Annotated in this window: 13 protein-coding genes and 1 pseudogene; 11 read left to right on the forward strand and 3 right to left on the reverse strand. The window is 35.9% G+C overall.

Annotated features, from left to right (window positions below; all coding sequences use genetic code 11):
- Positions 1-109: 109 nt before the first annotated feature.
- Together ACGH49_RS03175 and pepP are read left to right on the forward strand one after the other, a co-directional pair.
- The gene (locus ACGH49_RS03175; protein ID WP_411588223.1) at positions 110-661 is read left to right on the forward strand and encodes a UPF0149 family protein; all 552 of its coding nucleotides are present in this window, start codon (positions 110-112) and stop codon (positions 659-661) included.
- 37 nt (positions 662-698) lie between these two features.
- Positions 699-2015: a Xaa-Pro aminopeptidase gene (gene pepP / locus ACGH49_RS03180; RefSeq protein WP_411588276.1), complete on the forward strand. Its 1317-nt coding sequence runs from the start codon at positions 699-701 to the stop codon at positions 2013-2015.
- A gap of 63 nt (positions 2016-2078) precedes the next feature.
- Here pepP and ACGH49_RS03185 read toward each other — a convergent pair whose 3' ends face one another.
- Complete coding sequence (locus ACGH49_RS03185; RefSeq protein ID WP_034911107.1) at positions 2079-2906, reverse strand: TonB family protein; 828 nt, start codon at positions 2904-2906, stop codon at positions 2079-2081.
- 156 nt (positions 2907-3062) lie between these two features.
- On the opposite strand from ACGH49_RS03185, the gene ispB reads away from it, so the two are divergent.
- The gene (gene ispB, locus ACGH49_RS03190) at positions 3063-4046 is read left to right on the forward strand and encodes an octaprenyl diphosphate synthase (RefSeq protein WP_065609938.1); all 984 of its coding nucleotides are present in this window, start codon (positions 3063-3065) and stop codon (positions 4044-4046) included.
- Between the two features lie 110 nt (positions 4047-4156).
- Positions 4157-5029, forward strand: coding sequence for an EamA family transporter (locus ACGH49_RS03195; protein ID WP_065589708.1), 873 nt, complete (start codon positions 4157-4159; stop codon positions 5027-5029).
- A gap of 120 nt (positions 5030-5149) precedes the next feature.
- Here ACGH49_RS03195 and ffh read toward each other — a convergent pair whose 3' ends face one another.
- Positions 5150-6517, reverse strand: coding sequence for a signal recognition particle protein (gene ffh, locus ACGH49_RS03200; protein WP_411588224.1), 1368 nt, complete (start codon positions 6515-6517; stop codon positions 5150-5152).
- A 180-nt stretch (positions 6518-6697) separates the two neighbouring features.
- On the opposite strand from ffh, the gene ACGH49_RS03205 reads away from it, so the two are divergent.
- The 6 genes from ACGH49_RS03205 (at position 6698) to fmt (ending at position 11733) form a co-directional block, all read left to right on the forward strand.
- Entirely contained in the window at positions 6698-7081 is a 384-nt protein-coding gene (locus ACGH49_RS03205; RefSeq protein WP_065605970.1) for a RidA family protein, read from the forward strand.
- 272 nt (positions 7082-7353) lie between these two features.
- Positions 7354-8556, forward strand: a complete 1203-nt coding sequence (locus tag ACGH49_RS03210) for an aromatic amino acid transaminase (protein ID WP_065605968.1) — start codon at positions 7354-7356, stop codon at positions 8554-8556.
- A gap of 35 nt (positions 8557-8591) precedes the next feature.
- Positions 8592-8723, forward strand: coding sequence for an entericidin A/B family lipoprotein (locus ACGH49_RS03215; protein WP_411588277.1), 132 nt, complete (start codon positions 8592-8594; stop codon positions 8721-8723).
- 135 nt (positions 8724-8858) lie between these two features.
- Positions 8859-9281 (forward strand): hypothetical protein, encoded by a 423-nt coding sequence (locus ACGH49_RS03220; RefSeq protein WP_411588225.1) that lies wholly within the window; start codon positions 8859-8861, stop codon positions 9279-9281.
- A 116-nt stretch (positions 9282-9397) separates the two neighbouring features.
- Complete coding sequence (gene galU / locus ACGH49_RS03225) at positions 9398-10312, forward strand: UTP--glucose-1-phosphate uridylyltransferase GalU (protein ID WP_411588226.1); 915 nt, start codon at positions 9398-9400, stop codon at positions 10310-10312.
- 458 nt (positions 10313-10770) lie between these two features.
- Entirely contained in the window at positions 10771-11733 is a 963-nt protein-coding gene (gene fmt / locus ACGH49_RS03230) for a methionyl-tRNA formyltransferase (RefSeq protein WP_296207962.1), read from the forward strand.
- A 40-nt stretch (positions 11734-11773) separates the two neighbouring features.
- Here fmt and tehB read toward each other — a convergent pair.
- Positions 11774-12633 (reverse strand): annotated as a pseudogene (gene tehB, locus ACGH49_RS03235) (SAM-dependent methyltransferase TehB).
- 190 nt (positions 12634-12823) lie between these two features.
- On the opposite strand from tehB, the gene fabI reads away from it, so the two are divergent.
- The gene (gene fabI / locus ACGH49_RS03240; protein WP_034911124.1) at positions 12824-13612 is read left to right on the forward strand and encodes an enoyl-ACP reductase FabI; all 789 of its coding nucleotides are present in this window, start codon (positions 12824-12826) and stop codon (positions 13610-13612) included.
- The last annotated feature ends 153 nt before the right edge of the window (positions 13613-13765 follow it).

The raw sequence follows: 13765 nt of genomic DNA on the forward strand, positions 1-13765 counted from the left end.
AAAGCACAGCAACCTGTTTATGATTTATAACTAGATGCAAATTATATACTAATAATCGAAGAAAGTGCAGAGTGCATTTTTCTTGATGTAATAATATTAGGGGAAGTTTATGTCAGATACTATCAATTACGACGAATTTAATCGCCAATTAATTCAAAATAAAATAGGCATTACTGCCGCAGAGTTACATGGTTTTCTTTCAGGTATATTAGCTGGAGGTAACTATGACGAAAGCTGGCGTCCATTAGTTGAGGATATGTTAAATAATGGTCAAAAAATGTCAACATCATTAGATGAAAAAATTAGCCAACTTTATGCGCTTATCAAACAGCAATTTTTTGAAGAAGATTTCAGCTTTCAGTTATTACTTAGCGACAAAGATTTATATACACAACTGGATGATCTAGTTGGTTGGGTAAATCATTTCTTACTTGGTATTGGGCTTGTGCAACCTAAAATTAACCACATCAAAGGTGATGTTGGTGAAGCTATTTATGACCTACGTCAAATTGTTAAACTAGGCTATGATGAAAATGAAGATCAACAAGAGCTTGGTTTTGCTTTTGAAGAGATAAAAGAGTATGTTCGCATAACTTCTATGCTATGTTTTGATGAATTTAACGAATTTAATGAGGCTGACACACCCCCAACAATCCATTAATATTAATAACATTACATCTTCAGGGGGAATCACAATGATAAATACTGATATCAAAACAGAACTTTTTGCACGTCGAGAAAAATTACTAGATCAAATGATACCAAATAGTATCGCACTTTTTTTTGCTGCTCCAGAAATGACGAGGAGTAATGACACCCACTACCCATATCGACAAAATAGCGACTTTTGGTATTTTACACTTTTTTCTGAACCAGAAGCGGTATTTGCAGTAGTTAAACAAAAAGATAATACAACTAAATACATATTATTTAATCGCCCCAAAGATACGCTAGCAGAGACTTGGACTGGTTACCGTTTAGGTCAAGATGCCGCATTAAAGACGGTTTTTGTTGATGAAGCTTATACATTTGATGAGATTGAAAAAGTATTACCTGATTTATTAAATGGCAAAACGGCGGTTTACCATGCCGACCAACAGTATCAATATGCCGATAGAATCGTAAATCGCGCAATGAATACGCTGCGACAAGGAAGTAGATTAAATCTTTATGCACCAAACAGCACGATCGATTGGCGACCGATAGTTCATCAAATGCGCATGTTTAAATCAGATTTTGAAATAAAAATATTGCGCAAGGCTTGCAAAATCAGCGCTCAGTCTCACGTTCGAGCAATGCAAAGATGTAAACCGAATATGTATGAGTATCAACTAGAAGCTGAAATCTTGCATGAATTTGCGTGGCATGGCGCACGAGCACCATCTTATAACACCATTGTTGGTAGTGGTAATAATGGATGTATACTACATTATGAAAATAATAGTCAGCAGTTAAAAGATGGCGATTTAGTTTTAATTGATGCGGGTTGTGAATATCAGTACTATGCAGGAGATATAACTCGCACTTTTCCTATCAATGGCAAATTTAACCACGCTCAACTTGAAATTTATAACATCGTTTTAGCATCACAATATCAAGCCATTAAATTATTTAAACCGGGCACGTCAATTATGGAAGTCAATAATCAAGTTGTAAGAACGATGGTAGAAGGTTTAGTAAAACTCGGGATTATGCAAGGTGATGTTGATAGCTTAATTGCTAATAAAGCTTATACACAATATTACATGCACGGTTTAGGCCATTGGTTAGGTATTGATGTACATGATGTTGGTAGTGGACGAGATCGAATTTTAGAACCAGGAATGGTATTGACCGTTGAACCAGGGCTTTATATTAATCAAGAATCAGATGTACCAGCACAATATAAAGGTATCGGTATTCGGATCGAAGATAACATTTTAATTACTGACGCAGGAAATGAAGTTCTGACAGGTGATGTTCCAAAAGACCCAGCCGAAATTGAAAAATTAATGGAAAATAAATTTACTCATTAATTGTGTCGTTGCCGTAATTTTTAAAATAAAAATTACGGTTTTTTGTTTTCATCTACCTAATTATTAATCCAACTTAATTGATTTATCACGGTTAAAAATAATCCTAATTTTTAGGTCTTTTGCTGGAATTGGTTTGTACTTCCAAGTTTTCATGGCATTTATTACCGAACGATTAAATATATTATTAGGATTTGCTTCAACAATGCGAATATTTTCAACTCGCCCATCGCTGTTAATATCAAACATTGCTACCACGTAGCCTTCTAAGCGCATATCAAGCGCTCGGCGTGGATACTCAGGTTGATTCCGTCTAATTGGAGAAGGATTACCTGAATATTGGCGATTATCTGAAAGTTTGGGTGCAACAGAGGTATTTGCCAAATTATCACTAACCACTTCTTGCCTAACTTGTTTATGAGAAGCTTTTTGGACTGGCCTGCGCTTTTTTTTCGGCTTTTTCTCTTTTTTTACTACAACTTCCTTTTGGGGTTCAACCGTTGATTTATCGGATATTTTTTCGAGAATAGATTCAGGATTTTCTTCCTTAACTACTTCAGGTTCAACAACAGGATCAACTGGTTTTTCTTCAATTTGTTTGTTATCGATCAGTTCACTATTTTCCGCACCTTGAATTTCAGGGGTATTTTCAACTAATGATTGTTCAGGGGCGGCAAATTGCGATAGATCGACCATAATAGCTTTAATCGCATTATCGCCTTCATCAACAGCAACATTTTTAGCAAACAAGGCAGAACTAAAGAGCAAAGCAAATAAGATAAGATGCGACAATACAGAAACTGATGTACATACATAGGTATTTTTAGGTTTTTTTTTAATTGGACTCAAAGGGGCCTTAGTATCATCGAGATCTATATCAAAGTTAATCTTCATAATAATAATCATATTTAACTTAATGACAGTTATTCTAAATGAAAATGCTTATCATTTGTAGTATTATTTTAAAATAAGATGGATGATACCTTGTTGCATAAAGATATTTATCAGATAATAGAAAATAAATATCTATTATTTGTAGTGGTTAGGCTGATGAATACTCCATCAATGAATCAAATACTCGATCTTGTTAAAAATGATTTAGTCAAAGTAAATGAGGCAATACAGGCAGAACTAACTTCTGATGTGGCTTTAATTAATCAATTAGGCAATTACATCATTAGTAGTGGTGGCAAACGTATACGTCCTGTTATCGCATTATTAATAGCCAAAGCACTCAACTACCAAGGCGATAAACATATTATCACTGCTGCTTTTATTGAATTTATTCATACTGCCACCTTATTGCATGATGATGTTGTTGACGAATCCGATTTACGCCGAGGCAAATCAACCGCCAATGCACTTTTTGGCAATGCCGCGAGCGTATTAGTTGGCGATTATATTTACACACGCTCTTTTCAAATGATGGTACGTACAGAATCGTTTAAAGTATTGACGATCATGTCGGCTGCAACCAATGTAATAGCTGAAGGTGAAGTACAACAGTTGATTAATTGTAACGATCCAGATATCACAAAAGAACAATATTTAGATGTAATTTATCGAAAAACGGCACGTCTATTTGAAGCAACATCGCATTCTGCTGCTGTCCTAGCTGGAGCTAGTGAGGAGCAAGAACTCGCCTTACAAGAATATGGAAAATATTTAGGCACAGCCTTTCAAATCATTGATGATCTACTCGATTATAGCGCTAGCAATCAAAAATTAGGTAAAAATTTAGGGGACGATCTTAACGAAGGCAAGCCCACTCTACCGCTTTTACATGCTATGCACCACACAAAAAACGCCCAAGATGCGGCATTAATACGCCAAGCAATAGAGCAAGGTAATGGTCGACAATTATTAGATCGTATTTTAAACATCATGGACGAATGTGGTTCGCTAGATTTTACGTTACAAACCGCTCAAAAAGAAGCGCAAAAAGCGTTTGACGTTATCGCAATTTTACCTGATTCGCCTTATAAACAAGCGTTACAAGATCTTGCCTTATTGTCAGTAAAAAGAGAAAGCTAACTAGCCAATAAATCAATTAAATATATGCTTTTTATACTCAAACACATAGTTTCCTGAAACTTTTTGTCATTAGTTTCATATACAATAACTTTAATTTAAGGTAATTATTTATGCTTAAAAGGTTTTGGCCTGTTTTGTTAATTTTTATCTCGATGATTTCAGTGCAAGGCAGTGCCTCAATAGCCAAATATCTGTTTCCTGTATTAGGGCCTGAAGGGATGACAGCTTGGCGATTATTTTTTTCAGCAATTATGCTAATTTTAATATTCAAGCCGTGGCGTAAAACACTGACAAAACAAGCACTAAAATACATTTTTTTATACGGTATTTCAATTGGTTGTATGAATTTAGCGTTTTACAACGCAATCGCAAGAATTCCGCTAGGTATTGCAGTTGCCATTGAACTCACAGGGCCAATTATGGTGGCGATGTGCTCCTCGCGTAAAGTACTTGATTTTATTTGGTTAGGTGTTGCTATTATTGGCTTGGCTATGCTTTTACCCATTGAACAAGCTTCAAGCAATTTAGATCCCAAGGGTATTTTATTTGCGCTATTAGCTGGAAGTGGTTGGGCGTGTTACATCTTATTTGGACGCAAAGCCAGCACTATTTATGGCTCAGCCAGCGTAGCGATTGGATCAGTCATTGCTTCGTGCTTTTTATTTCCTATTGGAATTTGGCAAAGTGGCAGTACCATGTTTTCGTTGGAATTGCTCCCAATGGTTTTTCTGGTCTCATTATTAGCATCAGCAATCCCTTATGGATTAGACATGATTGCACTACCAAAATTACCGGCACAAACATTTAGTACATTAATGAGCTTATCGCCTGTTTTTGCCGCGCTTTCTGGGCTCATTGTTTTGCATGAACAACTAACCCACTACCAGTGCTTAGCCATTATTTTTATTATTACCTCATCAATAGGTACAGTGCTAACTATGAGTCGTCCAGTAAAAATAAAATCGAGTAAACCAAACAATTAAATAATTAAAACCACTATTGCACTATTTATAAGTGCGATAGTGGTTGTACGGCAAGCTATAGTTAACAGTTACTAAGTACTCAGATATAACTCATTTAATTGAAAATTTAGTATTAATGACTTAACGAGGAGGTAATCCCATACCACCGCCCATTAATCCTTTCATTTGGCGCATCATCTTCATCATGCCGCCACCTTTCATTTTTTTCATCATCTTTTGCATATCTTCGAACTGTTTTAACAGCTTGTTGACATCTTGAACCTGAGTTCCCGAACCGTTGGCAATACGGCGTTTACGAGAACCTTTAATGATTTCAGGATTAGCACGCTCTTTTAATGTCATTGAACCAATGATTGCCTCCATTTTGATGGTAATTTTATCATCCATCTGTGCTTTAATATGATCAGGAAGTTGACCAACACCGGGTAATTTAGCTAACAAAGCCCCCATTCCGCCCATATTACGCATCTGTTTTAACTGATCTTGGAAATCGTTAAAATCAAATTTATCACCTTTTTTTAGCTTTTTGGCAATTTTTTTTGCTTTTTCGCGATCGACGTTACTTTGTAATTCTTCAATTAAAGATAGCACATCGCCCATACCTAAAATACGTGAAGCAATGCGATCAGGATAAAATGGCTCTAAAGCGTCTGTCTTTTCACCCATCCCTAAGAATTTAATCGGTTTACCAGTAATGTGGCGAATTGATAACGCTGCACCGCCGCGAGCATCCCCGTCAACTTTTGTTAAAATTACACCAGTAAGCGGTAATGCATCATTAAACGCTTTAGCGGTATTAGCGGCATCTTGCCCTGTCATAGCATCGACCACAAATAGCGTTTCAATTGGATTGACAGCATGATGGAGCGCTTTGATTTCATCCATCATATCGCTATCAACATGCAAACGTCCTGCAGTATCAACAATTAACACATCAAAAAATTGCAATTTAGCATGAGAAATTGCTTTATTAACGATATTGACTGGCTTTTCAGCAATATCAGATGGAAAAACTTCAACATCAATAGCCTTAGCTAACGTTTCGAGCTGTTTAATCGCAGCAGGGCGATAAACATCGGCAGAAACAACCAACACTTTCTTTTTATGTTTTTCTTTTAAAAATTTAGCTAGCTTAGCAACGCTCGTTGTTTTACCTGCCCCTTGCAAACCTGCCATTAAAATCACTGCGGGTGGTTGAGTTGCCAAATTGAGCGAACTATTAACCTCACCCATAGCAGTTGTTAATTCTGCCTGAACTATTTTGATAAATTCTTGACCTGGGGTTAAGCTCTTATTGACATCTAATCCAACAGCCTTTTCTTTAACTTGATTAATAAATTCACGAACTACGGGTAGTGCAACATCTGCCTCAAGTAGTGCCATACGAACATCGCGCAATGCATCTTTGATATTATCTTCAGATAATCTTCCTCGACCACTAATATTGCGGAATGTCTGTGATAAACGGTCGGTTAAATTCTCGAACATATTAACTCTCGTAATAAATGAAAAATTGCCATTATCATATCAGAAAATTTCAATAAGTCCCACGATCATAATTTTGCACTGACTTGACACAAAATTGTGTTCCTGCTGAAATGAGGAAAGAGAAAAAGACGATTCTTAATAATCACAAAGCAGAATAAATTAAAAAGGAGAAAATCGGACATGGCAAAAATAATTAGTACTGATAAAGCGCCAGCAGCTATTGGGCCTTATGTTCAAGCAGTAGATTTAGGTAATATGTTATTTGCCTCAGGACAAATTCCATTAGATCCAACAACTGGTGAAATGCCAACTTGTGTTAAAGAGCAAGCCAAACAAAGTTTAGCTAATGTTAAAGCGATCATCACTGCGGCTGGCTATCAAGTAAGTAATATCGTTAAAACGACTATTTTCTTAGCCGATATCAATGACTTTACTACGGTAAATGCAGTATACGAAGCCTTTTTTATTGAAAATAATGCATCTTTCCCTGCACGTTCTTGCGTACAAGTAGCTCGAATTCCCAAAGATGCCAAAGTCGAAATCGAAGTTATTGCCGCTAAATAAATTTGCTTATCAGATTAGCACCAATGGGTGCTAATTTTTGTCAAAAAGTTTCAGGTAACTATGTGTTTCAGTATAAAATTAATATAAAAACATAATTTTTGGGGTTATTTTGTTCTTTAATTCCTCTTATTAAAAACGGCAATTTTCCAACCAAAAATCAACTTAATTATTTGCTATTAAACTATTATTTAATGATTGATCGCCAATAGAGTTGGTGCAATAATCTACAATTATTTATTATTATTATTATTTGTACCAATTGGATTGTAAAAATGTTTGAAAAAGTAGAGCCGTACGCAGGGGACCCCATCTTATCACTAGTAACTGAATTTATTAATGATAGTCGAGACAACAAAATAAATTTAAGTATTGGTTATTATTATGATGAAAATAGCATAGTGCCTCAACTACAATGTATTAAAACGGCGCGTGATTATATCTATCATCACAACCAAGATGCTCAATTGTATTTACCCATGAGTGGCCTACCAGCTTATTGCCAAGCGATTCAATCTTTATTATTTGGTGAAGATCATTCGGCCTCTAAAGATAAACGTATCGCAACGATACAAACCTTAGGTGGATCGGGGGCTCTTAAAATAGGTGCTGATTTTTTATTTCGCTATTTCCCAAATTCACAAGTATGGGTCAGCGATCCAACTTGGGAAAATCACATCGCCATTTTTAATGGTGCAGGTTTTAAAGTAAACCAATATCCTTACTTTGATGAACAAACATGTGGCGTAAAATTTGAAGCAATGCTTGAAACATTAAATCAACTACCAGCTAAAAGCATAGCCTTGCTACACCCTTGTTGCCATAACCCAACTGGCGCCGATCTAACGCAAGCACAGTGGGATAAAGTAATAGCTGTTTTACAAGCACGAGATCTTATTCCATTTATGGATATTGCTTATCAAGGCTTTGGCAAAGGTATTGAACAAGACGTTTATGCGATTCGAAAAATGGCAGATGTAGGATTGTGTGGATTTGTTAGTAACTCATTTTCGAAAACATTTTCACTTTATGGTGAACGAGTGGGAGGATTATCCGTTTTATGTGATAACAACCAGATCGCTAACCGCGTGTTAGGACAGTTACAAGCAACTGTTCGCCAAAATTATTCAACCCCAGCGGCATATGGCGTGCAGTTAGTGAGTTATGTTTTAAATAATCCAGAACTTAAGGCACAATGGTTAAAAGAAGTCGACTCGATGAGAACTCGCATCGTAACCATGCGATCAACTCTAGTTGAATTATTAAAAAAAGCAGCACCTGATTGTCATTTTGATCATTTAGTAAAACAACAGGGCATGTTCAGTTATACTGGTTTTAGTAAAGAGCAAGTTACACAATTGAAAGATAATTTTGCTATTTATTTGGTGGGTAGCGGAAGAATGTGTGTAGCGGGTTTAAATCACCATAATATCGAACGTGTGGCAGAAGCATTTGCTGCACTAAAACAATCATGTTAATAAAGGAGTGTATTTTTATGTTCCATAAAATGTTAATGTTAATATTAGGTATAGCAATGACAACGCTTATTGTTGGATGTAACACCGTAAAAGGTGTTGGTCAAGATGTCGAATCAGGTGGAAAAGCCATTTCACATACAGCCGAAAAAGTGAGTGATAAAATGTAACTAAGGTTATAGACTGTCTACAAATATTTTAACGTCTTAAATATATTTAGTAAAATGTCACGTATTTTATTTACAGTTACATTATTTTTACTTGTTGGGTGCAGCTCGTTAAACTTTCGAACTGCACCTTTAACTATGGAAAATTGTCAATATTCAAACCTATCAGGTATTGAATTTTTATTAAACCCACTCCCTTCAAATAAACCAATCTATCAGCATGTTTATATTAGCCAGAGTCGAGAAGGCAAACATTTGCCCAGTAGTTATGCAGGAATAAAAGGCAAATTAACCGATCAAATTCTTGTTCGCAATTATCCCAAACAGACATTTTGGCGAACACCAAATTTATTCGAAAGAGCCTCTTTATATGATGATCTTTACATCAGCAAAGCACAAAAAGAAGCGCGTGACCGAAAAGCAAAATTTGTAGTAAGGCAAGCCGTGTTACAAAATTGCCAAATTGTTTATATCGCTATTGATTCTTTAGCTAAAGACATAGATAATCCTTTGCTAATTGAATCTAACGATTTATCAACCATTAAACAGATACAAAAATGAGTGGATGATTTACTCATATATAAAAGTCAGTGTGAGTCAAAAATAAATTTGTTAATGGTTACCGTAGTGAAGTAATTATAGCAACATTATTAGTTAATTTGTTTTAAGGAAATAAAATGACATCAAATTTAGACAATTCAGTGAATGGAAAAATAAAAAAAGCAGTTATCCCTGTTGCAGGTTTGGGAACACGCATGTTACCAGCTACTAAAGCTATCCCCAAAGAGATGCTACCCGTTGTTGATAAGCCACTTATCCAATATGTAGTTAAAGAGTGTATTGCTTCAGGCATAACTGAAATTATATTTGTTACACACTCATCAAAAAACTCAATTGAAAACCATTTTGATACTAGTTTTGAATTAGAAGCTATATTAGAAGCGCGTGTTAAACGCCAATTATTGCAAGAAGTACAAGGTATTTTACCTAGACATGTAACAATAACCAGCATTCGCCAAGGTTTGGCAAAAGGACTTGGTCATGCTGTACTATGCGCCTATCCAATAGTTGGTGATGAACCATTTGCTGTTGTTTTACCTGATGTGATTATTGATGAATACGAAAGTGACCTTGCCAGCGATAATTTAGCCGCAATGATCAAAAATTATCATGAAACTAAACATAGTCAAATCATGGTAGAGCCCGTGCCAAAAGAATTAGTTTCTTCTTACGGTATTGTTGATTGCTGTGGTGAAGAACTATCTGCAGGTAATGTTGCACAAATGTACAGCGTTGTTGAAAAACCATCAGTTGAAGAAGCCCCATCAAACCAATCCGTTGTTGGACGTTATGTTCTATCTGAAAAAATCTGGCCTCTACTTGCCAAAACGCCATTAGGAGCTGGCGGCGAAATTCAATTGACCGACGCAATTGCCATGTTACTTAAAGAAGATCGTGTTGATGCCTATTGCATAAAAGGCCGTAGCCATGACTGTGGTAATAAACTCGGTTATATACAAACATTTGTTCAATACGCAATGCGACACAAGTGTTTAGGTAGCGATGTTACAGCTTGGTTAAAGACGCTTTAGTTTCGAGTTTAGGGGCAGTTAGGTTTCGGACATTTTAACCAATAATGTTGATTACGTTCAAGTTGTGGCAATTCTCTACAAAATTCCTAATGCCTCAGCAAACATTCTTATTTAGTGTTCTAACTTTGCTTAGTTAGCATCGCATTGTAATGCTGGAAAAAGACAGTCATATTCACACCTTTCTGCATTGTGAAGATTGTTGTTCTTTCTATAAAAATTTCAGATAATTCATTGATTATAATTTTCTTATTGAGTAAATTTTAATAAAAACAATTAGCCATAAATTATTTTTATTATAAAAAAGATATAATTCAGCATAACTTATTTATATAGTTATTATTGTCAAATTTGATACTAATTAAAAACACTTATTATATCCATAACGCTTTTTGATTAAAGATTCTCACTAAAATTTCGGGTATAATTCAGATAAAATTTTGATTATGGACATAACGCTTATGCCACATGCAACTAAACCTTTAAATATTATTTTTGCAGGTACACCCGATTTTGCTGCAACTCATTTAAAGGCTCTGATTAACTCACGCCATAATGTAATTGCTGTTTTTACGCAACCAGATCGCCCTGCAGGTCGTGGTAATAAATTAACAGCAAGCCCTGTTAAACAATTAGCTGTTGAGCATAATATTCCTGTTTATCAACCAGCAACGCTTAAATCCGAAGAAAATCAAAAAATTATTGCTGAATTAAATGCTGACATTATGGTTGTTGTTGCTTATGGACTTATTTTGCCACAAGCTGTACTTGGTATACCTAGGTTAGGTTGCTTAAATGTGCATGGTTCATTACTACCACGCTGGCGTGGCGCAGCCCCTATTCAGCGTGCTTGCTGGGCAGGCGATCAAGAAACAGGAATTACCATTATGCAGATGGATGCAGGCCTTGATACGGGTGATATGCTTTATAAGCTTACCTGTCCTATTGAGCAATCCGATACTAGCGCATCACTGTATGAGAAACTCGCAAAGCTCGGTCCCCAAGGCTTGCTTGATACATTAGAGTTAATCACTGAAGGAAAAATCCAACCTGAAAAACAAGGTGAGGCGCAAGCAACCTATGCTGAAAAGCTGTCAAAACAGGAAGCTAAACTTGATTGGAATTTGCCTGCCGTGCAACTTGAGCGTTGCGTTCGAGCTTTTAACCCATGGCCAGTGAGTTATTTTGAGATTAATGGTGAGCCAGTAAAAGTATGGCAAGCCCATGTGGTAAAAATGGATTCAAAACAGCCGGCTGGCACAATTTTGCAAGCCAATAAAAATGGCATTTGTATTGCAACCAGCAACGGCGCATTGAATATGATACTTTTGCAACCTGCTGGGAAAAAACCGATGCCTGCCCAAGATTTGTTAAACTCACGCAAGGCTTGGTTTACAGTTGGCGAAAAACTAAATACACTTTAATCAAATATATTAAATTACAGGATGATATATCCTGTAATTGTTATCTCTTTTTAGCCAATAAGGTTGCAAACCTTAATTTAATTCGGTTTCCATGTATATCTGTTTTATGCAATTGTCCAATATCTTCGTTATATTTTAGTATTTCCCAATCTTGGTAATATTGGTGCAACTCGTTTTCTTTAAAAGTAAATGAAAACCCAACAGAGCAAGGATAATCAGACGTAGACATGGCGGTGACAATTAAATTATATCCCCCTGATTTGGTCATTTTTTGCATGTTATTAATAATAGCTGGAATTCTTTCGGGTTGTAAAAACATCATGACAACGGTCGAAAAAATAAAATCATATTCGCCCGGTAAATTTGCTTGATTGATATCGTAAACCATTGCATTAATGTGCTTAAGGTTATCATCATTAATGATTTTTTGTAAGTTTTCAATACTGAGTTCTGATTTATCAATCGCGGTAACATCAAAGCCTTGTAACTGCAAGTAGAGTGAATTACGACCTGAACCACAACCTAAATCCAATGCCTTTCCTGTTTGGATAATCTTTGTTGCGCTAATTACCTCGGAGTGGGTTTTGGTCATTTGGTATTTTTTTGAGTATAATCCTCAGGCACACAATAAAATGCTAACTGGCACTGTAAGTCATCTGATATTTCGGCTATACGGTGCCATTGCTGTGGCAATATAAATGGCGGTTGCTGCTGAGTATCAAAACAATGCTTAGTAATCACTTCGCCTTGTTCGGTTAACATTTCAAAACCAATACTTCCTTTTAAAATTTCTAACTTGGCCCATGTACCAATTTGAGTATTATGCTTTTGACGCAACAACGCAGGTAATGTATCAGCATTCCAAATAGGCAATGTTTTGTAACAAACTAAATTATTCAAATTGATACCTCCTATAAAAAAACAATAGTTGACTATTATAGTAGGATATTAATATGGTAAACAATCATTTATTTTAGGCAATAAAATAAAAACCTATCAACGAAAATAAATTTATAGTAGCGAAGTTGGCTTGATCAACATATAATCGTCACCATCCTAGACTATATAGTGAAAATTAGAGGAATAATTTATGGGATTTTTAACAGGTAAACGTATACTCGTTACTGGTGTTGCAAGTAATCGTTCAATTGCTTACGGTATTGCACAAGCAATGCATCGTGAAGGCGCTGAACTCGCTTTTACTTACCAAAATGATAAATTAAAAACACGCGTTGAAGAGTTTGCCGCTGATTTTGGTTCTAAAATCGTTTTACCTTGCGATGTTGCTCATGATGAAAGCATCTCTGAACTATTTTCTGAACTTGCAAAAACTTGGGATAAATTTGATGGTTTTGTTCATGCTATTGCTTTCGCACCAGGTGATCAATTAGATGGCGATTATGTTAATGCCGTTACCCGTGAAGGTTTTGCTATTGCTCACGATATTAGCTCTTATAGCTTCGTTGCTATGGCTAAGGCATGTCGTTCAATGCTAAATCCAAATTCAGCATTAGTGACACTTTCTTATCTTGGTGCTGAGCGTGCAATCCCTAACTATAATGTAATGGGACTTGCTAAAGCCTCACTAGAAGCAAATGTGCGTTATATGGCAAATGCTATGGGTCCTGAAGGTGTCCGTGTTAATGCAATTTCAGCAGGTCCTATTCGTACGCTGGCGGCATCGGGTATTAAAGATTTCAAAAAAATGTTATCTCACTGTGAATCAGTAACACCAATCCGTCGCACTGTGACAACCGAAGATGTGGGTAATTCAGCGGCATTTTTATGTTCAGATTTAGCATCAGGTATTACAGGTGAAGTCATTCATGTTGACGGTGGATTTAGCATCGCTGCGATGAATGAATTAGAACTTAAATAAGCTGTTCTCAGTGTATATGAAAAAGGCGCTAAACCTTAAATGTTTGCGCCTTTTTTATTTTATTTTTTTGGTAAGTTTTGAACAAAAATATAAAATTTAGAATACTTATACTCTTTTTTCCGTTAAAATCTAATGTAATTTGCTCAATAAAAG

Origin of the sequence: Gilliamella sp. BG7 (assembly GCF_046635565.1) — a bacterium.
Taxonomy (GTDB): Bacteria; Pseudomonadota; Gammaproteobacteria; order Enterobacterales; family Orbaceae; genus Gilliamella; species Gilliamella apicola_P.